Annotated in this window: 14 protein-coding genes; 8 read left to right on the forward strand and 6 right to left on the reverse strand. The window is 61.0% G+C overall.

Annotated elements, in window-relative coordinates; genetic code table 11:
* Positions 1-220: 220 nt before the first annotated feature.
* Positions 221-949 (reverse strand): hypothetical protein, encoded by a 729-nt coding sequence (locus ASE96_RS14210; protein ID WP_200913061.1) that lies wholly within the window; start codon positions 947-949, stop codon positions 221-223.
* A 1,343-nt stretch (positions 950-2,292) separates the two neighbouring features.
* Between ASE96_RS14210 and ASE96_RS14215 the strand changes: the two genes are divergently transcribed.
* Positions 2,293-2,979: a hypothetical protein gene (locus ASE96_RS14215; protein ID WP_056431667.1), complete on the forward strand. Its 687-nt coding sequence runs from the start codon at positions 2,293-2,295 to the stop codon at positions 2,977-2,979.
* A 214-nt stretch (positions 2,980-3,193) separates the two neighbouring features.
* Here the strand turns inward: ASE96_RS14215 and ASE96_RS14220 are convergent, their stop codons facing one another.
* Complete coding sequence (locus ASE96_RS14220; RefSeq protein WP_056431670.1) at positions 3,194-6,631, reverse strand: helicase-related protein; 3,438 nt, start codon at positions 6,629-6,631, stop codon at positions 3,194-3,196.
* Positions 6,632-6,725: 94 nt separating this feature from the next.
* On the opposite strand from ASE96_RS14220, the gene ASE96_RS14225 reads away from it, so the two are divergent.
* From ASE96_RS14225 to ASE96_RS14235, 3 genes are all read left to right on the forward strand, one after another.
* On the forward strand, positions 6,726-11,024 hold the full coding sequence (locus ASE96_RS14225; RefSeq protein ID WP_162238831.1) for a DEAD/DEAH box helicase: 4,299 nt from the start codon (positions 6,726-6,728) through the stop codon (positions 11,022-11,024).
* Between the two features lie 368 nt (positions 11,025-11,392).
* The gene (locus ASE96_RS19225) at positions 11,393-11,662 is read left to right on the forward strand and encodes a hypothetical protein (RefSeq protein ID WP_156367611.1); all 270 of its coding nucleotides are present in this window, start codon (positions 11,393-11,395) and stop codon (positions 11,660-11,662) included.
* Between the two features lie 91 nt (positions 11,663-11,753).
* Positions 11,754-12,596: a GIY-YIG nuclease family protein gene (locus tag ASE96_RS14235; RefSeq protein ID WP_056431680.1), complete on the forward strand. Its 843-nt coding sequence runs from the start codon at positions 11,754-11,756 to the stop codon at positions 12,594-12,596.
* On the opposite strand, the gene ASE96_RS14240 is transcribed toward ASE96_RS14235, so the two are convergent.
* The 3 genes from ASE96_RS14240 to ASE96_RS14250 form a co-directional block, all read right to left on the reverse strand.
* A complete protein-coding gene (locus ASE96_RS14240; protein WP_056431683.1) occupies positions 12,593-13,954 on the reverse strand; it encodes a competence protein CoiA in 1,362 nt (453 codons plus the stop codon). The two genes, ASE96_RS14235 and ASE96_RS14240, sit on opposite strands and share 4 nt — an antisense overlap.
* A gap of 229 nt (positions 13,955-14,183) precedes the next feature.
* Positions 14,184-14,903 carry a DUF6994 family protein gene (locus ASE96_RS14245; RefSeq protein WP_056431686.1) on the reverse strand — a complete coding sequence of 240 codons (720 nt, stop codon included), beginning with the start codon at positions 14,901-14,903 and terminating at the stop codon, positions 14,184-14,186.
* Positions 14,904-16,340: 1,437 nt separating this feature from the next.
* Positions 16,341-17,117: an SDR family NAD(P)-dependent oxidoreductase gene (locus tag ASE96_RS14250; protein ID WP_082492750.1), complete on the reverse strand. Its 777-nt coding sequence runs from the start codon at positions 17,115-17,117 to the stop codon at positions 16,341-16,343.
* A 213-nt stretch (positions 17,118-17,330) separates the two neighbouring features.
* Between ASE96_RS14250 and ASE96_RS14255 the strand changes: the two genes are divergently transcribed.
* Positions 17,331-18,947 (forward strand): FAD-binding oxidoreductase, encoded by a 1,617-nt coding sequence (locus ASE96_RS14255; protein WP_056431692.1) that lies wholly within the window; start codon positions 17,331-17,333, stop codon positions 18,945-18,947.
* A gap of 27 nt (positions 18,948-18,974) precedes the next feature.
* Here the strand turns inward: ASE96_RS14255 and ASE96_RS14260 are convergent, their stop codons facing one another.
* Positions 18,975-19,949 carry a helix-turn-helix domain-containing protein gene (locus ASE96_RS14260; protein ID WP_056431695.1) on the reverse strand — a complete coding sequence of 325 codons (975 nt, stop codon included), beginning with the start codon at positions 19,947-19,949 and terminating at the stop codon, positions 18,975-18,977.
* A 309-nt stretch (positions 19,950-20,258) separates the two neighbouring features.
* On the opposite strand from ASE96_RS14260, the gene ASE96_RS14265 reads away from it, so the two are divergent.
* From ASE96_RS14265 to ASE96_RS14275, 3 genes are all read left to right on the forward strand, one after another.
* Entirely contained in the window at positions 20,259-20,837 is a 579-nt protein-coding gene (locus ASE96_RS14265) for a TetR/AcrR family transcriptional regulator (RefSeq protein WP_082492751.1), read from the forward strand.
* 354 nt (positions 20,838-21,191) lie between these two features.
* Complete coding sequence (locus ASE96_RS14270; RefSeq protein ID WP_235500258.1) at positions 21,192-22,412, forward strand: acetyl-CoA C-acyltransferase; 1,221 nt, start codon at positions 21,192-21,194, stop codon at positions 22,410-22,412.
* Complete coding sequence (locus ASE96_RS14275) at positions 22,409-22,822, forward strand: hotdog fold thioesterase (protein WP_056431700.1); 414 nt, start codon at positions 22,409-22,411, stop codon at positions 22,820-22,822. The genes ASE96_RS14270 and ASE96_RS14275 overlap by 4 nt, the downstream gene beginning before the upstream one ends.
* The last annotated feature ends 61 nt before the right edge of the window (positions 22,823-22,883 follow it).

The raw sequence follows: 22,883 nt of genomic DNA on the forward strand, positions 1-22,883 counted from the left end.
TGGGACAACATATGGGACGGCGAAGTTACGCGGCGGGCTACCGTTTGCGGTCGGCGGGGGAGTGTCCCGCCGGGGTCATCCTGGTTCCAAGGAAATGGAACACACTGACTACTTCACTTCACCCCCGACGCTCGTATCCACATTTGGTTCGCGTAAGGGCCGTCCGCCCGGAGCGGGTCATCGTGCACTCATCGTTGCTGACAACACAATCACTGATTACTCACCGGAAGAACGTTGGGATCGCCTCTTCGATCTGCGCCTCGAGGCGGTTGATTTCCGCAGTGGGCCAACCAAAATAGGAGGCCGTGTAGTTGAGTGCATTGTAGAAGGCCGCCAGAGCGGCTCGAGCCTCATTCTCAAGATCGACGATCTCTACATGTACGTACGCGACCTGGCGTCCGTCTCCCTCGTCGTGCCATCGACGCCGCTGTCTCGCCGGATAGAGCGTTGGATGGGTCCTGTTCGAAAGAAAGCCGTAGATGCCCGATGCTGAGTCCTTGCCGATCGTGCCCCCGTGCATTTCAGTAAGCGCGTACATCCACATCACTGAGGATTCGAGGCCGGGAAAAACTTGTCCGTTGAGGCGACGTTCCCCAAGGTCCTCCCGGCTCGCGCCGGGGAATCTAGCCAAGACTTGACGTTTGAGGGCCTTGTAAGCTCGTTCAGCTTGCAGATAGCTCGGGTGAGATTTCGTGTGCATGCGACCAGCGTTCTTCTTCGCCTCTTCCGCGCTCAGCAGCTCTTCGAGGTAGGCGCGCGCGAGCCGGTTCTCCGAGGACTCATCTGGATCATCCCCGAGAACCCAAAGGGCGTGAGCACAGTTCTCAATTACCGCTCGGATCAGGAGTGGTGGCGAGAAATGCACTTCAACGCTTGCATAGAGGCTTGCTAGCGCACCGAGATGACCACTGGCAGTGAGAAGGAAGGTCTGAACGACCTCCGCGATCATTCGGTGACCTGTCTCCCCAGTCGGGTCAGGGACCCGGGTGTCAGGTGACGGCAAATCCGCGGCAGCTTTGGCTGCGCCAGATTCTGGTCCAGGGGACCACCGGTAGCGATCGTTCACCTCGACGAACACTTCACGGCAGTGCAGAAATAGGGTCGACAATTCGACCAGTCGAGCGCGAAGCTCAGGGCTAATGGGTTGCCTGGAAGTCATGGTGAGTAGGCTACTTGGATTCCGGTGAGTTCTTGGCAAACTACTACCAGCCCACTAGCAGATTCTCACAGGACGCCATTGGAAGCCGGGACAAGCAATGGTGTCCCAGTTTCCAACGAAGTGGGACAGCGCGAATTGCCTCAGCAAGCAGCACGAAGTCGCGCGGCTAGAGTAGGACTAAAGCAGCCCGGACATAGCCTGTGAACCGACGTTCCGACGAGTGACAACAACCACGCCGCGGTTCCGCTTAGTCGAAGTTTAAAGTCGCCATAATCGCCGCGGCAGATTCCCGCTCGTGCATTGGACCAGGCATTCGGAAGATTCGTGCGCCCCAAGACGTTGGCCGCTCTTGGAATCCAGGCGTTGTGGGGCCTCGCATTAGCTCGTTGATGGGTGGCGCATAAATTCCGATGACCAAGGGTACGTCTTTTGCTGCAAGTTTTTCTTCGGAGATTGCTCGCCCGTATGCCCTCTCAGCGGCCGGGACCGATTTGGAGTTCGGCGTCGGCCGCCTTACGAGGTCTGCGAATCCAACACCGGCTTCGAGAGCCGCTCGTTCAAAGAATCGCTCGTCCTTGCTGGGTGTCATGAGCCCAGCCTTGACAAGTTTCAGGACCTGCCCGCGAGCTCCCTGCCCTTGGAAGTAGTGACCAGAGTCGACGCTCGTCTGTGAAGGATTGATTCCGACTATCACCGCACGCACATCCTCCGGCCAGACCTCGGCCAGAGTAAGGACTTCGTGGCCCATCCACTCGACTCGTTCCTGATAGCCGATGAGACCAGAGGGTACGGCTGTCACTGTGCAGGCGTCCCGAGCCGCCGTCTAAAATCTAAGCTCATGACTTCAGTATGGCCGCGTGACAAGCCCTTCAGTAACGTGACAAGCCCTTCAGTAAGTAGCGGCACGAATCTCCCATGGACATTTTGGGACACGTCCCACCACTAAGGAAGTGGGACACCCCTGCACGGGCTATGTTGCTGATGGAGTGTCATTTTCAGGAGTCGTCTGCACTGAATGTCAGAAGTCGTCTGCACTGCGATTGGGTGTCCGTATGGGGAACCCCCACCGGGACATTTGGAGCCTGAAACTCATTCCCATTTACAGGCACCCTCGTTTGATTCATAGTCGAGGGATGAGATTGGCTGGCATTCTCCCCGAAGACGCCCCCGACCCCCGTGCCGAATGGGTCGAGAACTTGAAACTCATGCCTATTCCGGTGCTGGGGCTTATGCCCCAACCGTCGCTGGAGGACACGGACTCCGTCGGTCTGAGCTATGGCCTGGATGATCGTGGGTACAGCGAAATGACGGCGAGCATCACCTACACGCTCTGGCGAAACCCGGATGATCGCTCAGACCCGGTTAACCTCGCGGACCTCGACGAGGAGACACGCAAGGCGATCGAGGAAGTTCCGCCATGGCCCCGGCCCCCTTGGCTGATCGAGCAGGTGGAACGAATGCGCTATCCGCAGCTGTGGGAGGCCGTGCGAACCACCTGGCACCGCGAGCCGTCCGAGCGCTCTTCGGTTCAAAGCCTCCTGGCTGACCATGTCAACCACATCCTCATGAACCAGTACCGGCAGGAGCTCTGGCCGGGCGGCAAACCGTGGGACCAGCACGCACCCGCAGTAACCGGCCGGATGGTCGACGGCCAGGCCAGGACCGTCATCAACGGAGTCGACGTGCCCGGGGCGGAGATCGATACGGACCCGTTCGTATACGGCATCGGAGCCCATCTGGCAGGCGGCGGCGTCGTGACCGCAGTACTTCCACGAGCTGAGCTCAAACGGATCCAGGTCCAGTTCATAACCCGGAGCTAACGGCCACACCCCATCGTCCGTATGCGGATCGGCTAACGGGCGCCTCGCTCCTGACTCCGTGCGAATCATTCGCTCAGGCCGTCCGGCAGGGCTCGCCCGACGTCATCCACCAACCCCTCTCAGCTCAGAGGTTCGGACACCCACCCTGTCGCTACCACTGCATCAGGGCACGGTGTGAAGCAGGGCGGCCGTTGCAGGAGCCTATATCTAGGTGTCAGAAAGGCGCCTTCCCGCGCGTCCAACTACGGTGCCAGTTCCCCGCATGTCCTGTGGCCTGAAAATCGTTTATTTCAACGTTTGCGAAGGGGTTGTCAAGGTAGCGGACGTCACCGCCCTCGGGGTGACCTGAGTCAAGCCGAACGAGAGCAAGGCGATAGTGCGGTCTAGCATTCTTACCCGTAACAACCTCATTGTGTGTGACCCAGAAATCGGCCGCTTCAGCAACGTGTGCGACGACCTTAATGCGGTAGGTCTGACCGGACACAGGGTCGGTCGACAAGATGTCGTAGCCATGAGTGTTGCTCGCGTGCAGTTCTGGGACCCGGCCAATTGCGCACTCCTGTGCGAGCACAAGCTCAATGCTGCGACGCTGAACGATCGTTGATGGCGCCTCGCTCATCGGCCTGCCATCGATAGGAACATCGGAATCAAGCATCGCAGCAGGAAGAACAAGCGCCGCTGTGACGATTAGCGGCGATTTGGTGGACATTTTGCCCTGTTGGTCGATGAGTTCGAGCCGACGGTCGAGTCGCCTTTGGAGGTCCGTCGCCTTTCGGCTCAAGCTCTCCGAGGACTCTTTCAGCTTCTCCCCAAGGTTCTCCCGCTCGGCTGCGGCCACCGCCTCCGAGAGAAGTCGTTCAATCTCATATTTGAGACGTGCCTCGACCAACCCGCGCTGTTTGTCGAGTTCGGCCGATCGGCGAGGCTGGATAGCAGTAAGGTAGCTGGGCAATTCGTTCTCGATAATCCAGCTCACCGCATTTGATTCTGCACTGTGTAGCCACGGAAGTGCCTTCGCCTGGCGAACGGAGGCAACGTCAGGCGCCGACATGCAGTCAAGGTACGGAGCCGGACCGGCGTCGGTGACTGCGCCGTCCTCACTCACATAGGCGTAACCGAATCTGCGCGCGACCGAAGCGCCCAACGAGTCGACGATTTCTTCGACAACCCCTACGAGTAGGCAGGGCGACTCAATTCTTGCGGAGACAAGCACTGTGCCCCGGTTGAGGACTCCGGCCAGGGTGGTAACTGCATGGTCCATCACGGAATCATGGAGAGGGTGACCTGGTGCCAGTAAGTCCGGGCTGGTTCCCTCGTCATCGTGTACGAGGCTGAGATCGAAAGTCACGCGTTCATATCTCGTGGCGACCGGGCCGTACTTGCCGTTGCGAAGCGCGGACGGCACATGACCGACCTCGAAGCGGCCCTTCTCCCGCTTCACTATTTTGCCGCCGAATCGAGTGAAGGCCTCCTTAAAAGCCAGTTCGATGTAATGAGGCTGAAGACGACGAGCACGAGCTTCATCCATCGACGCTCGGAGGCTGGCAAGATCGGCATCGGACAGGTGCTCGTTGGCTAAGGCGCGTTCGTTGAGCAGTTCTTGCAACCCCTCGGACACGCTTCGGTCGATAACCTGATGCATACGTGCCTTGGTTTCAGGGAGTTCGCCGTAGCGAATCGCCTCAATCAGCAGTTCCCGAAGGGGCGTATCTGCAAAAGCCGAACCTAGGACATCGAAAACATTGCCACCGTAGGCTCTCCGCTGCTCCTCGATCTTGTTAAGCAGCGCTGTGAAGACTTCGCCCTCCCGCGTATTAGCGGCGACGAGGTTCCATAGCCGGCAAACCTCCGTCTGCCCGATGCGATGAATACGCCCGAAGCGCTGCTCGATGCGGTTTGGATTCCAAGGCAAGTCATAATTGACCATCAGATGTGCGGCTTGGAGATTCAAACCCTCGCCCGCGGCGTCCGTTGCCAACATTATCTGGCAATCCGGATTCTTAGTGAACTCCTCGGTTATGGCACGGCGATCGTTTCTGCGAATGCCACCGTGGATCGCGACGACAGCCTTTGGGCGGCCAATAAGGTGCGTAATGCGCTCCATGAGGTAGTTCAGGGTGTCTCGGTGCTCCGTGAAGATAATGAGCTTGCGTGGCTTCCCATTGGAATCCAGCGGCATGACGTTGTCTTCAAGGATCAATCGAAGCTCTGACCACTTTTTGTCATCCCCGCGGTCGCGTACTTCCCTCGCGACCTCCGCTAGTGACGCAAGCTCGAGGATTTCTGATTCCAGCTCGACGATCGTTTCTGCGGCAGTCGCAGCGTCAACTACGTTCTCTTCGAACTCCTCGAGATCTTCGGCGGACACCTCGACGATATCGATGTCCGAAGTTATGTACTTGTAGCGCTCGGGTCTGAGGACATCGCGATCCCCGCGATAGGTGCCGTTCTCAATGCCACGCTTAGTGAGTTCCAGTCGCTGCGCGCGACGAACCAGGCTACGGTGAATAGCCTCTGGGCTAGAAGCAAGCCTCCGTTGCAAAACGGTCAATGCAAAACCGACGGTGTTACGACGTTTGCCATCGAGCTTGGCTGCTCGATTCATGCCGTTACGAACGTAGTCGGTCACCTGCTGGTAGAGCTCATTCTCCAGCTCGGTGAGCTCATAGGGGATAGACTCGGCAATCCTTTCTGGAAAGAGCTTGCGACCCTCGAACGTTAGAAGGTCTTCCTTAACCATTCGGCGCATGACGTCACTGGTGTCGACGGAGGCGCCGTTCTTACCGGCGAATCGGTCCTTATCGAGCAAACTAAGAAAGAGTTGAAAGTCTTCCTCTTTACCTGAGTGTGGCGTCGCGGTCATGAGGAGGAGGTGCCGAGATACCTCGCCGATCAGCTCACCGAGTTGGAACCGTTTGGTTTTTTCCAACTTGTTGCCGAAGTAGTGCGCACCCATTCGATGCGCCTCGTCTACGATCGCTAAGTCCCAGTAACTATTCCGTAGCCGCTGCTGGAGGTCCTCGTTGCGTGCGAGCTGGTCCATGCGCGCGATAAGCAGATGATGATTCTCAAAGATGTCGTGGCCCAGACTTGTATCAATCATGGGCGTTGTGAGGATCTCGAATGACAGACCGAACTTGAAGAACAACTCGTCCTGCCACTGTTCAACCAGACCGCCTGGCGCGACTATGAGACACCGTTGCACGTCTTCACGAAGGATCAGCTCCTTGATATAGAGCCCCGCCATGATCGTTTTCCCGGCCCCTGGGTCGTCCGCCAACAGGAATCGCAAGGGGGTGCGCGGCAACAACTCGCCGTATACGGCGCGGATCTGGTGAGGAAGCGGCTGAACGTTACTTGTCGCGACGGCGAGCATTGGGTCATACAGGCCTGCGAGCTTAATTCTCTGTGCCTCAGCGACGGTTTTGAAGTCGATGGATGAAGCGTCGAATGGACGGCTTCCCGAAGTTGAGACCGCAAGCGCATCCTCGTCACGCCGGAACATCACGCGCTGTCCCAAGGCACCGGAGGATGTCTTGTACGTCAGCTCAACTGCGTCCTGACCATGAGGTTGACCGAAAATCACCTGCACTACCTCGTGAGGCACGACGCCAGTAATCTGCAGGCCCGGCGCCAAGTCCTCTAGCTTCAATTGATTTCCTCCAGCTTCGCGTAGGATGCTATCCAGCCGGCCCGCTTCGCGTCGGACCTTCAACCATCATGAAGGATACTGCCAAGGGGGCTCGATGAAGCGCGCCGAGCGCCAACAGTTAAGCGTGCTTATCGAACAAGTGCGGGGTTGGATCCAGACAGTCGAAGAAGTCCGGCAACTCGCTGCGCACTTGCCGCTTTCAGGCTCAGCCAACTTAGCGGACGATGACTGGAATCTCTTGGTCAGGGTTGAGGAGGCAGCTGAGTCCGGCGATCCTTACGAAGCCGACCGTCTGACACAGACAACCTGGCTCACGAGTGGCAAGAGACTCCAACCCGCGCATGACGCCGCTGCCCGACTTGCTCACTTCCGGGATTGGTACTGTTCGATCGACGCCCCACAACGTCTCGAGCAACTCAAGAATGAACTGGCCGCACGCGGAGTCGCTGAACGCGACGACCTCGCCGACGTTCTGAGCTCCCTGACCACAACGGGAAACAAGGCGTCACAGATGCTCCATGAGGCCTCTCATCTGCCAATCACCCGAGACCGGGCTCTCGGAGATGACGAAAGTAGTGCTGGCCTAGCACTCATCGACCTTCTTAATGAGCACCACGATGAGTCGATGAAGCTTCTGGATCCGTCCTGGTGCGCGGCAGGCGCCTGCGCTAAGGCCCACGGGTCCACCAGGATTCTGCACGAAGCGCAGATTGTCGGACGCCAGGTCGGGACTGCAGAGCGAATAAGTGCTGCCGCGACCCGCGTGTCAGCTCAACTTTCGCGTGAGCGCTCCCGACTGCCTCAGATCTTTAGTGATTTGGCCACCTGGAGAGCTGCCGCACAGCGGGCCGAGTTCGCCGCGGAGCACATGCCAATCAATCCTGCAGGGGTGCTGTCGGAGTCTGAATCGAACGCCATTCAGACTCTCATCCAAACCTACGATACAGATGCTGGTATATATAACATTGTTGCAGCGGAGATGAGTTGCAGCAGCAAGTTGTGCTCGCAGACCCACGAAGCAACAGCACGACTGGCAGCTTTGCACGCCTCACTCACCGCGCACGGAACGAATCACCCCATACTTAGCGTGGCCGAACGGCTCCAGGCAGCGCGATCAGCGGGGTGGGAGCGACTTCGCGGGGCGTTGGATGACCTTGAGGAGTGGGATCGGTCAGCCTCACTAGTCTTGCGCTGCTCCGCACATATGCCCCTAACGAGGACATACGCACTTACCGAAGGAGAGCGAACGGCGGCGGCCACCATTCGAGAAACCGTAGCTGAACACAGCGTTGAGGTACGGCAGCTACTTGACCCCGCCTCGTGTGAATCTGGGCATTGTGGTGGCCTTCACCGAGCCGGCTCGCTCTTGAATGAGGCATATCTGGATTTGCTCACATCGGGCGGCGGGCAGGCAGTTGTGGCGGCCGGTGCCCGCATACAAGAACAGATGGAGGATGAGCGGGCGCGACTGCGCACCGCTTTAGATGACCTTGAAGAGTGGGGGATGGCAGCGTCACTCGCGTTGATCGAGGCCGAACATCTGCCTCTGACACGGACCGGGGCTCTCTCAGAAATCGAGCGCACTGCTGCGGCGAGGGTCCAAAACCTCAGCGAGGCGCATAGCCCTGAAGCTCGGCGCCTCCTCGACCCGAGCTCATGCGATGCGGACGGCTGCCAAGGTGCCCATGAATCTGCGTCTCTCCTAGGTGAGGCTCATGCGGATCTGTTGGCATCGGGCGAGGGGCAAGCAGTCGTAGCGGCCCGTGATCGGGTAGGGAATCTGCTTAAGGACGAGCGAGAGAAGGTCGCAGTTCTCTACCAGGACGTCCTAGGTTGGCCGGAATTGGTGCAACAAATTCACGCCACTCGCGAGGATGCATTGGCCAACGCAAAAGCCACGGTCCAGCAACTGACTGACGAATCGGCCTCCATTAAGATCAGCCGCACAGCCATGAGGTTGCTCCCACTGCGCGAGAGCAGTGACGTCTTGGTGGCCAGCCTCTCTGTCCTTCGGGACGCCGCGCTCACTCAAAAAGACAACGAGTTCCTGACTGAAACCGCAGCGCTGGCTAGCCGGGTCGCCGCGGTGGTTGGTGACGGCTTCAACTCCGACTGGGAGTGCGAGGCTGGAGGAAAATGTGAGCGTGCCCACCAAGTTATTCTGGAAGCCTTTGAGGCCGCCAACTTCGTCAAAGCGCAGCTGGAGCGACTGACTCTCAACCTCCAGGACATGCCGACCGACCCCAATCAGCTACTCGTTCCCTCCCTTGGGCTGAAAGCCTACCTGCCCGCGAATTACACTATCGCCGAGACCGTCCCCATCAAATTACTGAAGGACGCGTGGGCCAAGCTCCCGCTCATTACCAACGCAGAGAACGCCGCGAAGGAGGCAGCGACTGAGGCACATGCAGCGGCCGATAAAGTCCGAGCGGGAGACGTTGCCGATGCGCTGAAGGCGATGGATCTGGAAGTCCTACGCAAAGCAGCTCCACAGGGGCAGCTTCGGACAACTCCGTTGCAGGACTACGATCTGCACAACGTTTGGGACGTTCTGCGCTTCCAAGACGATTATTTACTAGAGTCCTTGCCCGGTCTTGGCGAAGCGACCGCGCGGCCTATCGCGCAGGCGTCACTGCGTCTTTTCGAGGCTGTACGAGAGGAGACCCCCGTCCGTATCGACGTAAAGCGGAAGGGAAAGGCAACTACCGCGCTACTTGAGTCGCTCGCGCGCTGGGACAACGCACGGAAGTTCAACCCGACCAAAGACGAAGTGGCGCTGGCAAGCGGTCTATCTCGACTCATCAAGAAGAAGAGCAGCACTATGCCCCTCGGGGTCCTGGTGATCATGGAAGGCAAGGTTCATGAAGGCCCCCCAGCCGCCTCAGATGTGTTGAATGACGCGCTGAACCGCATCGTTTCTCCCCTCGGTTCTGCAAGCATTTGGACTGATTTCCTCTCCCGACCGGCTGATTATTTCGGCATGCTCAGTGAACTCGGATTCATGACCGAGGATGAGAAGAGCATGCACGGCGATCTCCCGGAAGAGATTGTTGAAGCAGTGCGTGCCAAGGAACTGAAGCGGGACTATCTCACCGCCTCGCTTCGCGCCTATCAGAGCTTCGGTGCACGATTCGCCCTCGTGCAAGAAAAGGTGATCATCGGAGACGAGATGGGGCTGGGTAAGACGGTTGAAGCACTTGCCGTGCTCGCCCACCTCCGTGCGCGCGGTCAATCGCATTTCCTCGTTGTCTGTCCGGCCGCGGTCGTTAGTAATTGGACTCGCGAGACAGCAAAGCACACCAAGTTGAAGGCCTCACGCCTCCACGGCACGCTATGGGAGCGAAACCACGCGGCAAAGGCGTGGGCCAAGAACGGCGGCGTCGCCGTCACCACATATGATCTCCTGCCATGGACAAAGGAGTACCTGAGCGGAGTCGATCTGGGGGTCGTCATTCTCGATGAGGCGCACTACATCAAGAACCCCAGGGCGAAGCGCTCGCTCGCAGCGGCCGAGATCATCAACTCCACGAAGTACGCAATCTTGATGACTGGCACGCCATTGGAGAACAGTGTCGCCGAGTTCCGCAATCTGATCAGCTATATCCGCCCCGACCTCGCGAAGGAAGCGCCTGAATATCTCGCCAAGGCTTTTCGCAAGCATGTCGCGCCAGCCTACCTACGCCGTAACCAGGAGGATGTGCTCACAGAGCTTCCCGAAGTGGTCGAGATAGACGAGTGGATGGGGATGTCAAACTCTGATGAGCTGGCTTACGGCCGAGCGGTAAGGGAAGGCCAGTTCATGTTAATGCGACGCGCCGCCATGATGTCGGAACAATCTATGAAGGTCAGCCGACTGCTAGAAATTGCAGGAGAAGCCGAAGCTAATGGACGACGGATTATCGTCTTTTCATACTTCCGAGAAGTCCTGAACCAGGTCGCGCGACTACTACCCGGACAGGTCTTCGGCCCCCTCACTGGATCCCTCGCTGCAGCGGATCGACAGAAGCTCGTTGACCGCTTCTCACAGGCCGGGCACGGCGCTGTGCTCGTTGCGCAGATAACCGCGGGCGGTGTTGGCTTGAACATCCAGTCGGCATCGGTCGTTGTGATCTGCGAGCCGCAGATCAAACCCACGATGGAGTCACAGGCGATCGCGAGAGCTCACCGCATGGGTCAGACCGACACCGTCCAAGTGCACCGTCTGCTTACGGAAGATAGCGTCGACGAGCGCATCCGCGACATCCTGAAAGACAAGAGGCAGCTCTTTGACGAGTTCGCTCGGGACAGTTTTATCGCGAAGCAGGCTCCCGACGCGGTTGATGTATCTGAGGTCGAGCTTGCACGACGTGTGGTGGCAGCGGAGCGCGAAAGACTATCTATTGTGGCAAGGTGAAATTTCGAATGACAGCTGTCCCGGCACTGAGCCGCTGGATCTTTCGGTTCGGAAGCGTTCGTGAACACTCTTCCACCATGGGATGCTGGTCTCGCGGTTCCTGGCCCACATCCAGCCCGCGGTCACCACACGCAAATAATGGAAATTGAACCAGTACTTCATCGATAGGTACATCGCGGCCCTCGTATGCGGCGTTGCGGTCGGCGCCGGCGCCTGGTTCATCTGGAAACCTATTTTCCGGATACGTCTCCATACTGGGCGACTACCCTCGGGGCCGTTGTCGCGGTGCTCACGGCCCCCTTCCCCGCTGCCCGAGGTGGCGCGAGGAAAGACTGACACATGCTCCTCGCCCGCAATGAGTGGGATCCTTGACATTACTGGGAAGTAGAGTCGGCGGCCGCCAACTCATCGGGGAATACGACGGCGCCTATTGGCACCGCGAGCCTGCCAAGGTGCTGACCGATGTGCGGAAGACTGCCGACCTGCTGGCCGCCGGCTACCTGGTGGTCCGGCTGAGAGAAGATGACCTGCCGCCGCTGGAGATCAACAGCACCCGTTACCTTGAGATTCGCGTGTACTCCGCTGCTCCCAGCCACAGAAAGCCATGGAGGAAATCTCATCATGGCTGGGCAAGCTAGAATCCGCTGAGCGATAAGCTCTCCGGAGTTTCCGGAACTGTGAAGACGCGTTCCGAGATCCGGGGGCAAATGACCGAAGCGAAGGCAGGACATGGATAACGGCAACTCAGGCGAACTGAGCCTCGGAGATCTCTTTCAGGCTTCTGGACTGGCACCAGAGGATGTGCAGGTCATCCGGCACACGCTCAAGCCGGATGGGCTGAAAACCCGGGCGGACGCGATGGGGCCTGGCCTGCTGCCGTACGTGCGCGAACAGGGCATCCGCAACAGCAAACTGCCAGCGGCTCCTCCGAGGATCTGGTTGAACTTCCTCGCCACGACCGGCCGGCGGGCACGGTTCATCGCCGCGCACGAAAACCATGGCGAAGTCCTGGCGGAGCGTACCGATATTCGCCGCTTCTTCGACCTGCGGCCCGCCCCGGTGTTCGCAGCCCTGGCGGACCGGCTGGTGATCGAGTGGACGAAGGACACGGTGAACTGGGCCAAGACGGGTGACCAGGCAACCGCCATGACGGTTGTCGAGATCTCCGACCCGTCCAGCGTGCCGTTCCCGGGATTTGACTCGCTCCTTGTCAGCTTCGACGAGCTCCAGGCCGTCATCACCGATGACCGCTACGGGCAGTGGCGGACGGCCCTCAGCTCCGTGCAGGGAATCTACCTCATCGCCGACACCAGCAACGGCAGGATGTATGTGGGGAAGGCCGACGGAGCCGAGCGCTTCTTTGGCCGCTGGAGCGAGTATGCCAAGAACGGCCACGGCGGCAACGTCGCGCTCCGGGAGCTGGCCGCCGCCGACGCCCGGCACCGGCAGCACTTCCAGTTCAGCATCCTGCAGGTCTTTTCGCCGAGCGCGCCGGCGGCGCAGGTCGATGCCGCCGAGGCCCATCTCAAACGGGCACTCCTGACCCGGCAGTTCGGCATGAACCTGAACTAGCCCTGCGCCCGCCGGCAATAGTCGCATGCCTGCCTCGGCGTCGAGTGGAGGCGGCACCGTAACGACGTGCCGGCCCCGGCGGCCGGGAGTGGGGGAGTGACAGTGTGGACTGCGGGATGGGCCCCTGCCTCTGTTTCAATCCTCGCAGCCGAGGACGTGCCCGCTGATCGCTCCGTCGACGGCACCGCGTTGGGGCTGCTGAGGAGCGACCATTTCTCGGGCCGAATGCAGGAGATGAAGAACTGACCCATGGTGCTGTCGCAGCCGGGGCAGACAAATGCGCCGTAGAGCCGGCCACTGGCTTTGGTGCGCCTCTTCTGGATAGTTGCCTTGGGAATGTCGGACTTGGCAGCGTGGAACCACTTGTCGATGGCGCGGTGTACCTCGGGGTGGTTCTCCCACCGCTTCTCTCCTACGTCGGGCTTCACCCGCAATCCGGGCGCCCCAGCGTATTTACCCCTGGCCCAGATGCGGGCATCCCAGACCAGCATCGGCTGTTCGCAACTCCAGCAGGATGTGAGGCTTCCCCACACGAAAGTGTCCGTCGGCGTCCTGATGAGATGCTGACCGAAGGCCGCCTCAGGGGAGGCGGAGCGATCATTCATCTCCGCGATGGCCTGCTCGATTGCTAAAAGTTTCTTACGCTCGGCCTCAGCCCGCGCCGCTTCCCTGTCGGCCGCGGCTTTCTGCAGGGCAGCCTGGTGCTTTGGTGAGCCAGCCCTCCAGCGCGGGCCTTGCCGAAGCAGGGCGGCCACAAAGTTTCCGAGGTTGTTCTTGGCCTGGACGAAGTCCTGGTCGGCCGGGAGCGCCAGCAAGTCGGTGACGCTCTCTGGGAGAGTGGACGATTTACCGAAGCCGGTCACCAAGACTGGCACCTTGGTCTCGTGGTACTCCAGCCGGCGCGGCACCAGCCAGACGGGGAAGATGCTGCTGTCGAAGTAACGCTGGGAACGGGCAAAGTATTTGTCCGGGGTCTGCGATGACAGTTGCACCTCAAAGGCGACCTTCCTCGTGAGGTCGTCCGACTCGGCCAGGACATCGATGATCCATTCCCGGGAGCGGTGCGGGTGCTCAACGATGGCATGCCAGCCAGGCACCTGGTCGATGCACAGCTTCAGGGCTTCCTTCATGGCCAGATGCTGCGGTGTCTCGCCGCCGTGATCGACCTTGCAGCCAGCTTTCCGGAGGTGCGCGAAGAACTTGGTGGTTCCACCCCGGGTCTTAGCCACGGCACGCACGCCACATACAGGCATGACCATGCGCTTCCGGTCCTCAGACTCCTGCAGCTCAGACCAAGCCTCCTTGCGGTACGTCGTGGCGTCGACCCGACTCCCGTCGAGCATCGCGGTCAGCAGCATTGTTCCCCCGTAGTTATGCGCCGGCCTCCGGCTTTGGGAGTGATTCGACCACAGGGCCCCGCCTGTATGTCAATGGACAATTTGCAGGGCGCAGCCGACTCCCAGGAACCACGTCCTTAACAGCGCATAGCTCGGCCTGAGGTGAAGGGCCTGCAGACCCCGTCTGTTGACGTCGAATTAGCTGGCCTCACCCCGCTGCCGGGTAAGCAACTTCAGCGCTTACTGCATTTCAGCTGGGAGCCATGCAGGGTTCTGCGGCGATCCTGGCGTTGCGTGCGCTGATGAAACTGTTGCTCTTGGCCAGGTACTTCAGGTATTCGGCCTCGTCCTGCGGAACGGCGGGAGTGTTGAAGTCGTCGAAGTCGTGGAAGTAGTCGATGGTCCCGTCATCGTTCAAAAGGTCCTGCAGCAGGAAAAAGTCGACGTACCCGTTGAAGTCGCAGAACAGGTCGAAGAATTTTTCGTACCTGAGCAGGACGTCTTCAAGGGGACTCCACTCCTGGCGGCCGTCGTAGTAGCGGCGAATGCATTCCAGGGTCAGGTCGAAACGGTCAGCGATCTTGCCGTTGAAGCCGCGGGCCCCGTTGATGGTCATCTTCCCGTCGACTTTGTTACCCGGGAACACGATGGAGCTTCCAATCGTGTAGCCAGGCCACGCTGGTAGGTCCTCCGGAGGGATGTTCCTGATGATCCGTCCCGCCCGCTTCTGAAGTCTGGTTGCGATGGCGTCGCTGGCCATAAAAAAGACACCATTCGAGGACCTGTGCACAAGGTACGCCTTGAGTTCCGGAGCCAGATCGAAACGCCCGTTTGCGCAGGGCAGCTTCTTGCTCCACAGCATTCGGTGGTAGTCCTTCAGGGTCGGGCTGTACTTGTCCGGGTCTTTCCCTTGAGCATCGGAGTTGACGTTAAAGGTCGTGTCAATGCATTTCGGCTTCTCATGGTCCATCAGGTGTCCCCTTGCTCGTCTGGCTCCGCGGTCACGACATAACAGGAGCGGGGCCAAGCTAGCGTGGCTGGTGGCCGGACACCCCGTTCCTGCATCGCTTTGATTATCTCTTTGCTGCTGGGATGCCGGTGGTTTCGGGACGCGACACGGCGTGGGTGTCGGCGCTGACGGTTCATTGCTGGCGTCTCAGGAACTCTAGCTTGGTTGGACGAAGCCAAAACCCCTGAAATCCGGGCACTGAAGGCCTGTGAGTGTCTCATGAAGTGGCGCGGAAGACTTCTGGAAAGGACGCCTGGTCCCGAACCGAAACGAGTCCAACAGCCTTGTGGCGGCTCCTTGGGCAAGCGGCACATCAGGCGCTGGCACGATGGCTTGGATATACAGCCGTATCCTTTGGGGGGCTGCCCGGGGTTTCGTTGACTCCTTGACGCAGCGAACGAGTACTCGTTGAAGGATGTTGACCAGGCCGACGGCTTGTGGGGCGACGTTCCGCAATGCGAGTTGTGTTCGCTTGGGGTGACGGGAACGGCTGCATCGTTGATGGTCCGTACTCACTTAGTGGAGGGCCGGACTGTCGGGCGGTCATGCAGGTGGTGGTTCGCTTCTCCATGAGATGTTCGGAAAGGAGGAACCCGCCGCCATGATGTTCGTCGACGTCCAGCATGAGGACAGCCCCACCGTGCAGCACTTGTTCGGGGCTGGTTCGGTTCCCGAGGCTTTCCCTTCAGACCGTTGCGAAATTGCGCGCAAGTCACAGCTGCCCCGCCCGGACGGCCGTATAAGCAGCCTGGTTGGGGTCGCCGAAAGCAGGCAAAGAGAGGGTGTGCACAATGTGCACACCCTGGGCTTCGGATCGGGTCGTACTGGTGCCGAACTGGGCCGGATTGCGGAGGATTTCGGGGGAGTGGCGAGTATTCAGGGGCTGGAGTCCGGTTCGAGTCCCACCTCGGGCACGTGTTTTCCCTGTTCAGTGGCTTGTGGGCCTCTGAGTGTGCACAAAATGTTCACTGATGGGCCCCTGCCGGGGCCTATTTTTGTTGGTGGCCGTTGCTGTGGCCGGTGGCTCCTCCCTTGGGTCGGCTGATGGATCTGTGTTCTTGACTTTTCATGGCAGGGTGAGGCTGCGGCTACATGACTCTTCTCAAGTAGCGGACGTGCACAGTTGGCTCGTCCATTCGGCACTACCAACTGAGTCCGATGACTGTCTGCAGGTTACGGCCCGGTGGACTGTGCCGCCACAATGCCACTCCGGGTCAAACTTCGTGCCCGCCCCTCCGATGCGGCAGACAGGGCGCTGAGACGTGAGCTCGAGGAGCTTCGGGGCAAAATTGCCATTCCTACCGTTGTTTCCGGCGCCGCCGGGCACGCAAAACTGCCTCCGGAATCGAGCAAGCAACGCGGATTGGCCGATGACGACCCTTTCGGCCCCGCTTGGATCTACATCATCGCGCTGGCTCCGCCGTCTACCACCAGGTGGGATCCCGTGACCCATTTCGCTTCCTCGGAGGCGAGGTAGAGGCCTGCATACGCGACGGCGAGTGGGTCCCCGGGCTTGCCGTCAATCGTGCGCTCTATGATCGGGGCGACCGGTGCGTTCTCGCCGAATTCCTCGAACATCGCGAGTACCGGCGGCGTCGCCATGACACCAGGACTTACGCAATTGACGCGAACGCCGACGGCGACACCCTCGGCCGCGAGCTGCCGAGTGAGAGCGATGACGGCCCCTTTCGCGGCAGCATGGGCGGCCTGCGGCAGGGCCCGGGCACCCTGGATCCCGGCTCCAGAACCGATGTTCACGATCGCACCGCCGACGGCGGCAAGGTGCGGCCAGGCGCTTTGGCTGGCATGCCACACCAGGTCCAGCTCGTTCTGGATGGTGAACCGGTAATCCTCGTCGCTCATCTGTGCGAACGGCGCGAATTTCGGCATGCTGGCGTTGTTGTAGAGGACGTCGATGCGGCCATGGCGTTCGATTGCGCCGCCGACCCAGCGATCGATGTTTTCCCGGTTGCCCAGGTCCATCGGTGCGCTTGATTCGATCGCGCCTCCGTCGGCTTCCACCAGGCGGACCGTCTCTGCGGCTCCGTCGGCATGGAGGTCGCAACCGACGACCGTGGCGCCCTCGCGGGCGAATAGCCGGGCGGTAACCCGGCCCATTCCGCCCCCGATGCCTGTCAGCAGAACGACTTTTCCTTCCAGACGACCACCAGCCATGGTTCCTTCTCCATTCATCTCGTCCGATGTAGTGAGCCCATGGAACCACAGCGCGCAGGGGACCGGAGGCCGGAGCGGTGTGATGGTGCAGTTCGTGCACACTTCTGTGCACGGACTGCACCATGGGTCCGAAATCTCCCCACCCCGGCATCAGGTGGCGCAGGATGAGCAGCACGTGTTACGCACGACACACCGCATCAAAGGAGATGATGAATGATGAGTATCACCCCCGATACGTCGACGCGCCCGCTTCCACCCGGCGTCACCGAGTTCGACCTCGAAAAGGCACTCGCGGCGTTCGCCGCCGCGATTGGCGAAGACAAGGTCGCAAGCGACGCCGAGTCGCTGGAAGATTTCCAGGATCCCTTCCAGGTTCCCGGCTCCGCCACGAATCTCCCGTCCGCAGTCGTCAGCCCAACGAGTACCGAGGACGTCCAGGCAGTCGTTCGGATCGCCAACGAGTATCGCATCCCTTTGTGGCCCATCAGCCGCGGCAAGAACAACGGCTACGGGGGAGCCGCGCCCCAGGTGCGCGGCTCGGTGATGCTCTCGTTCCGGAACATGAACCGCGTCCTGGAGATCAACGAGGAGCTCGGCTACGCGATAGTGGAGCCTGGCGTGAGCTGGTACGACCTGCACGAAGCGATTAGGGCCGGCGGACACAACCTCGTCGCCTCCATTGTGGACATCGGCTGGGGAGGCGTCGTCTCGAACACGCTCGAGCACGGGCTCACCTACATGCCGTACTCGATCGACCAAGCCTCACATTGCGGCTTCGAGGTGGTGCTCCCGAACGGCGACCTCATGCGCACCGGCTCGGGTGCAATGGATAACAACCCGACCTGGCCGCTGTACAAGCGCGGCCTCGGTCCGACGTCGACCGAGATGTTCATGCAGTCGAACTACGGCATTGTCACGAAGATGGGCTACTGGCTGATGCCGAAGCCAGAGGTATACATGCCGCTGTGGCTGCGCGTCTGGGATGAGGCGCAGATGCCCGCCGTTGTCGATGCGCTGCGCGAGCTCATGCTGGCCGGCACCATCGACATGCGCCCGCAGCTGTCGAACACCCTGTGCATGGCTTCGATGCTCACCACACGCGCCGAGTGGTACACCGGTGAGGGCCCGATGCCGGAGGAGATCATCGACAAGATCGCCAAGGAGATGGGACTGGGCCGCTGGATGATGCGCTTCGCCCTCTACGGCGACGATCCGGTGGTCGACCACAACTTCGAGAAGCTCAAGGCGCGCTTCCTGCAGATTCCGAGCGTGGATATCATGGGCCAGAAGCACGGGGCAGACGCCTGGGAGACGCTGCCCAACCCGCACGAGCGGGTGCAGATTGGGGTGCCGAGTCAGGATCTCTACAAGATGGCCGGTTGGTCAGGCGGCGAGGAGGGCGGCCACGTCGACTTCTCGCCGGTCATCCCGCTCACGGCCCAGCACGCGATCGCCGCGCAGAAGCTGATGGCCGAGATGTGCGCCGAGGTGGGCCTTGATTTCCTCGGTGGCATGCTCCCGATCAACGCCAGGTCGACCACGTTCATCAACGTGATCCCCTTCGACACGAAGAACCCTGAGCAGGTCGCCAAGGCGTATGCCCTGGCCAAGCGGATGGTCGCCGAGGCCGGCAAGCGCGGCTACGGCGAATACCGGGCGCACCTGTCCTTTATGGATCTCGCGGCCGACCAGTTCGGTTTCAACGACCACGCGCTGCGGCGTTTCAACGAGACGATCAAGGACACCCTTGACCCGAACGGGATCATCGCCCCGGGCAAGTCGGGGATCTGGGGCACCCGCCTGCGGGAGGCCGGTTTCCCCCAGGCGTGATGGCGCATCTTCGGGGGAGCCCCCGCCCTAACAAACGGGCGGGGTCTTCCCCACCGGCTCCGGCAGGTGCCTGGCGTCCCGTGGGGCACAGCCGTGGACCTCGCGGAAGGCTCTGCTGAAGCTTGCCGGATGGCGGTATCCCCACCTGGTCGCGACCGTCGCGATCGTCGTTTCCGGGGAGCGCCTCAACTCGCCAACGGCACCCTCGAAGCGGCGTTCGCGGATCCAGGCCGACACTCCGGTGCCGGAGGCTGCAAAGATCTTGTGGACGTAGCGCGTGGACACGTAGTGGGCCTGCGCAATCCGCTCTGGTCCGAGTTCCGGGTCGTGCAGGTGGTCCATCACATACCGCTGCATCCGGGCGAGCAGTGCCTCCGGGCGGGAGCGCCGGTCGGAAATCTCCTGCGGGCCGTACATGCTGCGAAGCAAGGGGAGTAGCATCTGTGCAGCGCCTTCCCCATCACGGCTCGAGAGTCCGCCGCCGCTCGTTGTGGTTCGTGCGAGCTGTGCGAGGAACGGGGTTGCCGGCCCAGTGAGCCGTCCCTGGCCCGAGTCCACCCGCGTCGCGGAACGCCGGGCGATGCCCTCGGCCTGCGACCCTATGAACCATTTGGGAATGCTGAATACGAGCACCTCGAAACCATCGCGGCCCTCAAAAGTGGAAGGCCGCGACGTATCCTGGCACGCAATGTCACCGGGGCGAAGAGCGCAGTTGCGATCGTCCTGTTCGATATGGATAGTGCCTCTGGTCATTAGATACAGCAAGATGCACTCCGGATCGGCGGCGGCGATCATCCGCTGCGTGCGTGCCACCCGGTGCGCAAGCCCTTGGATGGACTGGACCCTGACCGGCCCGACCTGGCCACTGGCCAAGCGGGCCTCGAAGGAGGGCGCCCCGACCGATTCAACGTGCATGGGGAAGAAGCGTTCGGCGATTCCCGCCGACCAGTAGTCGCGCCGCTCGGCCGGAGGAACCGACCGGGTGTCCAATACGGAAGTCATCGGTCCACCTCGGATGAGGTTCCGTGACAGATCTGCGGTGCAGGCAAGCACATGCCGAGTAGGGAAGGGCGGCCGTCGCCGGCAAAAGATGCAGTCATGGCATCTCCTTAGAAGATTCGATCCGTTTCGTACTGATTGTAAGGTGGGTCACAATGCAATGCAATGAGGCCGCTTCATCTTGCAGGCGGGCGCAGGTCACCCTCTAGCGTGCAGCCAATCGCACCTGTGGCACGCTGCCGGAGCGTTTAATTCGGACGAATTTGATCGTGTACGTTTCGTATTGAATAACATTGCACGTATGGTTGACCCATGGCAGTCAGAAGTGAAGAAAGTCGTCGCTCGATTTTGGAAGCAACCATGAAGTTGCTCGAAGATTCAGGGCCCAACGGATTTACGGTGCAAAAGCTCTCGATCGAGCGCATTGCCCGCGAGGCCGGCGTCAGCAAGACCACCATCTACAGGTGGTGGTCGAGCAAAGTTGCCGTGGTTATCGATACTTTCTTGGACAACCACGTCGCGCGGACTCCGGTGCGCCAGGACGTTCCCGCGATCGACGCACTTCGGGAGCATATGGCCTCCCTTGCAGAGGTCTACGCGGGCAATGAGGGGCGGCTCGTGGCGCAACTCATCGGGGAGTGCCAGCAGGACGAGGTGGCGATGGCTGAATTCAAAAAACATTTCTGGACGCCGCGCGCGCTGGTCGTTACGTCGCTGGTCGAGCGAGCCATAAGCGAGGGGTCGATGCGCAAAGATCTCGATGCCCCGGTCGTCACGGAGCTGCTATATGCCCCCATCTACTTCCGACTGTTGTTCCAATCGGGCCCCCTTGACGCCAAGGCCACCGACTCCATCATGCAGGCGGCCCTTGAAGGGCTCGCCGCACGATAGCGGCCTCAAGGCTTCCATAGCTCCGTCCGGGCCCATGGGCCCTGATGATCTCTGTGGCCGAAGAGCCGACCGGTCAACCTTTCGGGTCGCAAGGACTCCTCGGGCCTCCATCTAGCAAATTCGCAACCTGTAGGGCGCACTTCGGTCCATCTGGTCCACGTCTCGGCAAGTTCCAGGAGAGATGTGGACCTTGTGCTATACGATACGGATCGTATATATTCGGTGGATGCTGGATACACCAGCTTGGTCCGCGCCCGTTGCGAACGTGGATAATGCGTCCCGGTCTATGTCGCACTTCCCGGCTCTTAGGGCCCGGCGGGCGTGCATGCGGGCCACAAAGAAGGGAACATCATCTTGAACACCGCCATTGCTCCAAATGACGCGGTTGTCGTCGCCTACCGCAGGACACCGATTGGCCGGGCCCGCAAGGGCTCGCTGGCCGGGGAGCGACCCGAAGACCTCGTGCTCGCAGCCATCCGGGGAGCGCTCGCGGCGATTCCGCAGATGGACTCCGCCGAGTTTGCCGATGCCTACGTGGGTTGCGCGGTCCCGCAGGGCGCACAGGGCGACAATATCGGACGCCGGGTCATGGTGCTTGCGGGAATGGATAGCGTCCCGGCGGTCACCGTGAACCGCTTCTGCGCCTCCTCGTTGCAGGCCACCGCGATGGCGGCCCAGGCCGTGCGGGCCGGCGACGGGGAAGCGTTTCTGGTGGCGGGCGTCGAATCGACCAGCTCGACTCCTCCCGTGGTGGAAAATCCGCACCCCGACTTCGCGGACGCGGCACGGCGGGCCGACGACGTCTTTGAATCCGGTCAGCCGTGGGTCGACCCCCGCGAGCACGGGCAGCTGCCCGACGTGTACCTCTCCATGGGCAAAACCGCCGAGTTCGTGTCACGCCAAACCGGCACCACGCGTCGCGACCAGGACGAATGGGCTCTGGAGTCCCAGCTCCGCGCTGAACGGGCGATCGGCTCCGGGTACTTCGCGCGCGAGATCGCGCCGGTGACCACGGCTGCCGGCACCGTGGTGACTGCCGACGACGGCCCGCGGCCGGGAACAACCTGGGAGGCACTCTCCGGCCTCAAGCCCGTGTTCCACGAATCCGGAACAGTCACGGCAGGAAACGCCAGCCCGCTCAACGACGGCGCATCTGCCTTGGTTGTCATGAGCGCCAGGCGTGCCGGTGAACTCGGATTGAAGCCGCTGGCCCGCGTCTTGGGCAGTGCCGCCAGCGGCCTTTCACCGGAGATCATGGGACTGGGCCCGGTGGACGCATCCAACCGCCTTCTTGATCGCCTGGGCCTCTCGATTGGTGACATTGACATCGTGGAGTTGAACGAGGCCTTCGCTGCCCAGGTGGTTCCCGTGGTCCGGAAGCTGGGCGCGGATCCGGAGCGGGTCAACCCGTTTGGCGGTGCGATCGCCCTGGGCCACCCGTTCGGGGCGACCGGCGCGCGGCTGGTCGGAACCCTCATCAATGGACTGCAAACAAGGGATGGATCGCTCGGCCTGGCCACGCTCTGCGTGGGCGGTGGCCAAGGCATGGCGATGGTAGTGGAGAGGCTCTCATGAACCAGTCAACGCTCATTGCCGACCCGGCACGCTCGATGCTGGCCGCGGACCGGAGCCTGGAAGGCCTCGGCATCCAGGTGTTGCGTGCCAGCGAGGGCCGCGCCACGGCAGTCCTGACGGTCACGCCAGAGATGGCCAACGGGCACGGAATTGCCCACGGTGGATTGGTCTTCGCGCTGGCAGACACGGCGTTCGCCATGGCCGCGAACACGTTCGGCACCGGAATCGCGACCGCCGAGGCTTCCATCTCCTACATTTCCCCGGCCCGCATCGCCGAGGAGTTGGTTGCGTCCGCCGAAGTGACCTTTCACGAGGGCCGCCGGATGATTGTGGATGTCAGGGTGCGGGCGGGGGAGCGGACCGTGGCCATCTACCGCGGAACCGGCAGGGCCCTGCGCGCGGCGGACTGAGGTTTCTGAAAAGCTGCCGTTACATAGGTCAAAATGCATGTGTGCCCGGACTCCGACTTGG

The sequence above is a fragment of the Arthrobacter sp. Leaf69 genome (assembly GCF_001422645.1).
GTDB lineage: Bacteria > Actinomycetota > Actinomycetes > Actinomycetales > Micrococcaceae > Arthrobacter.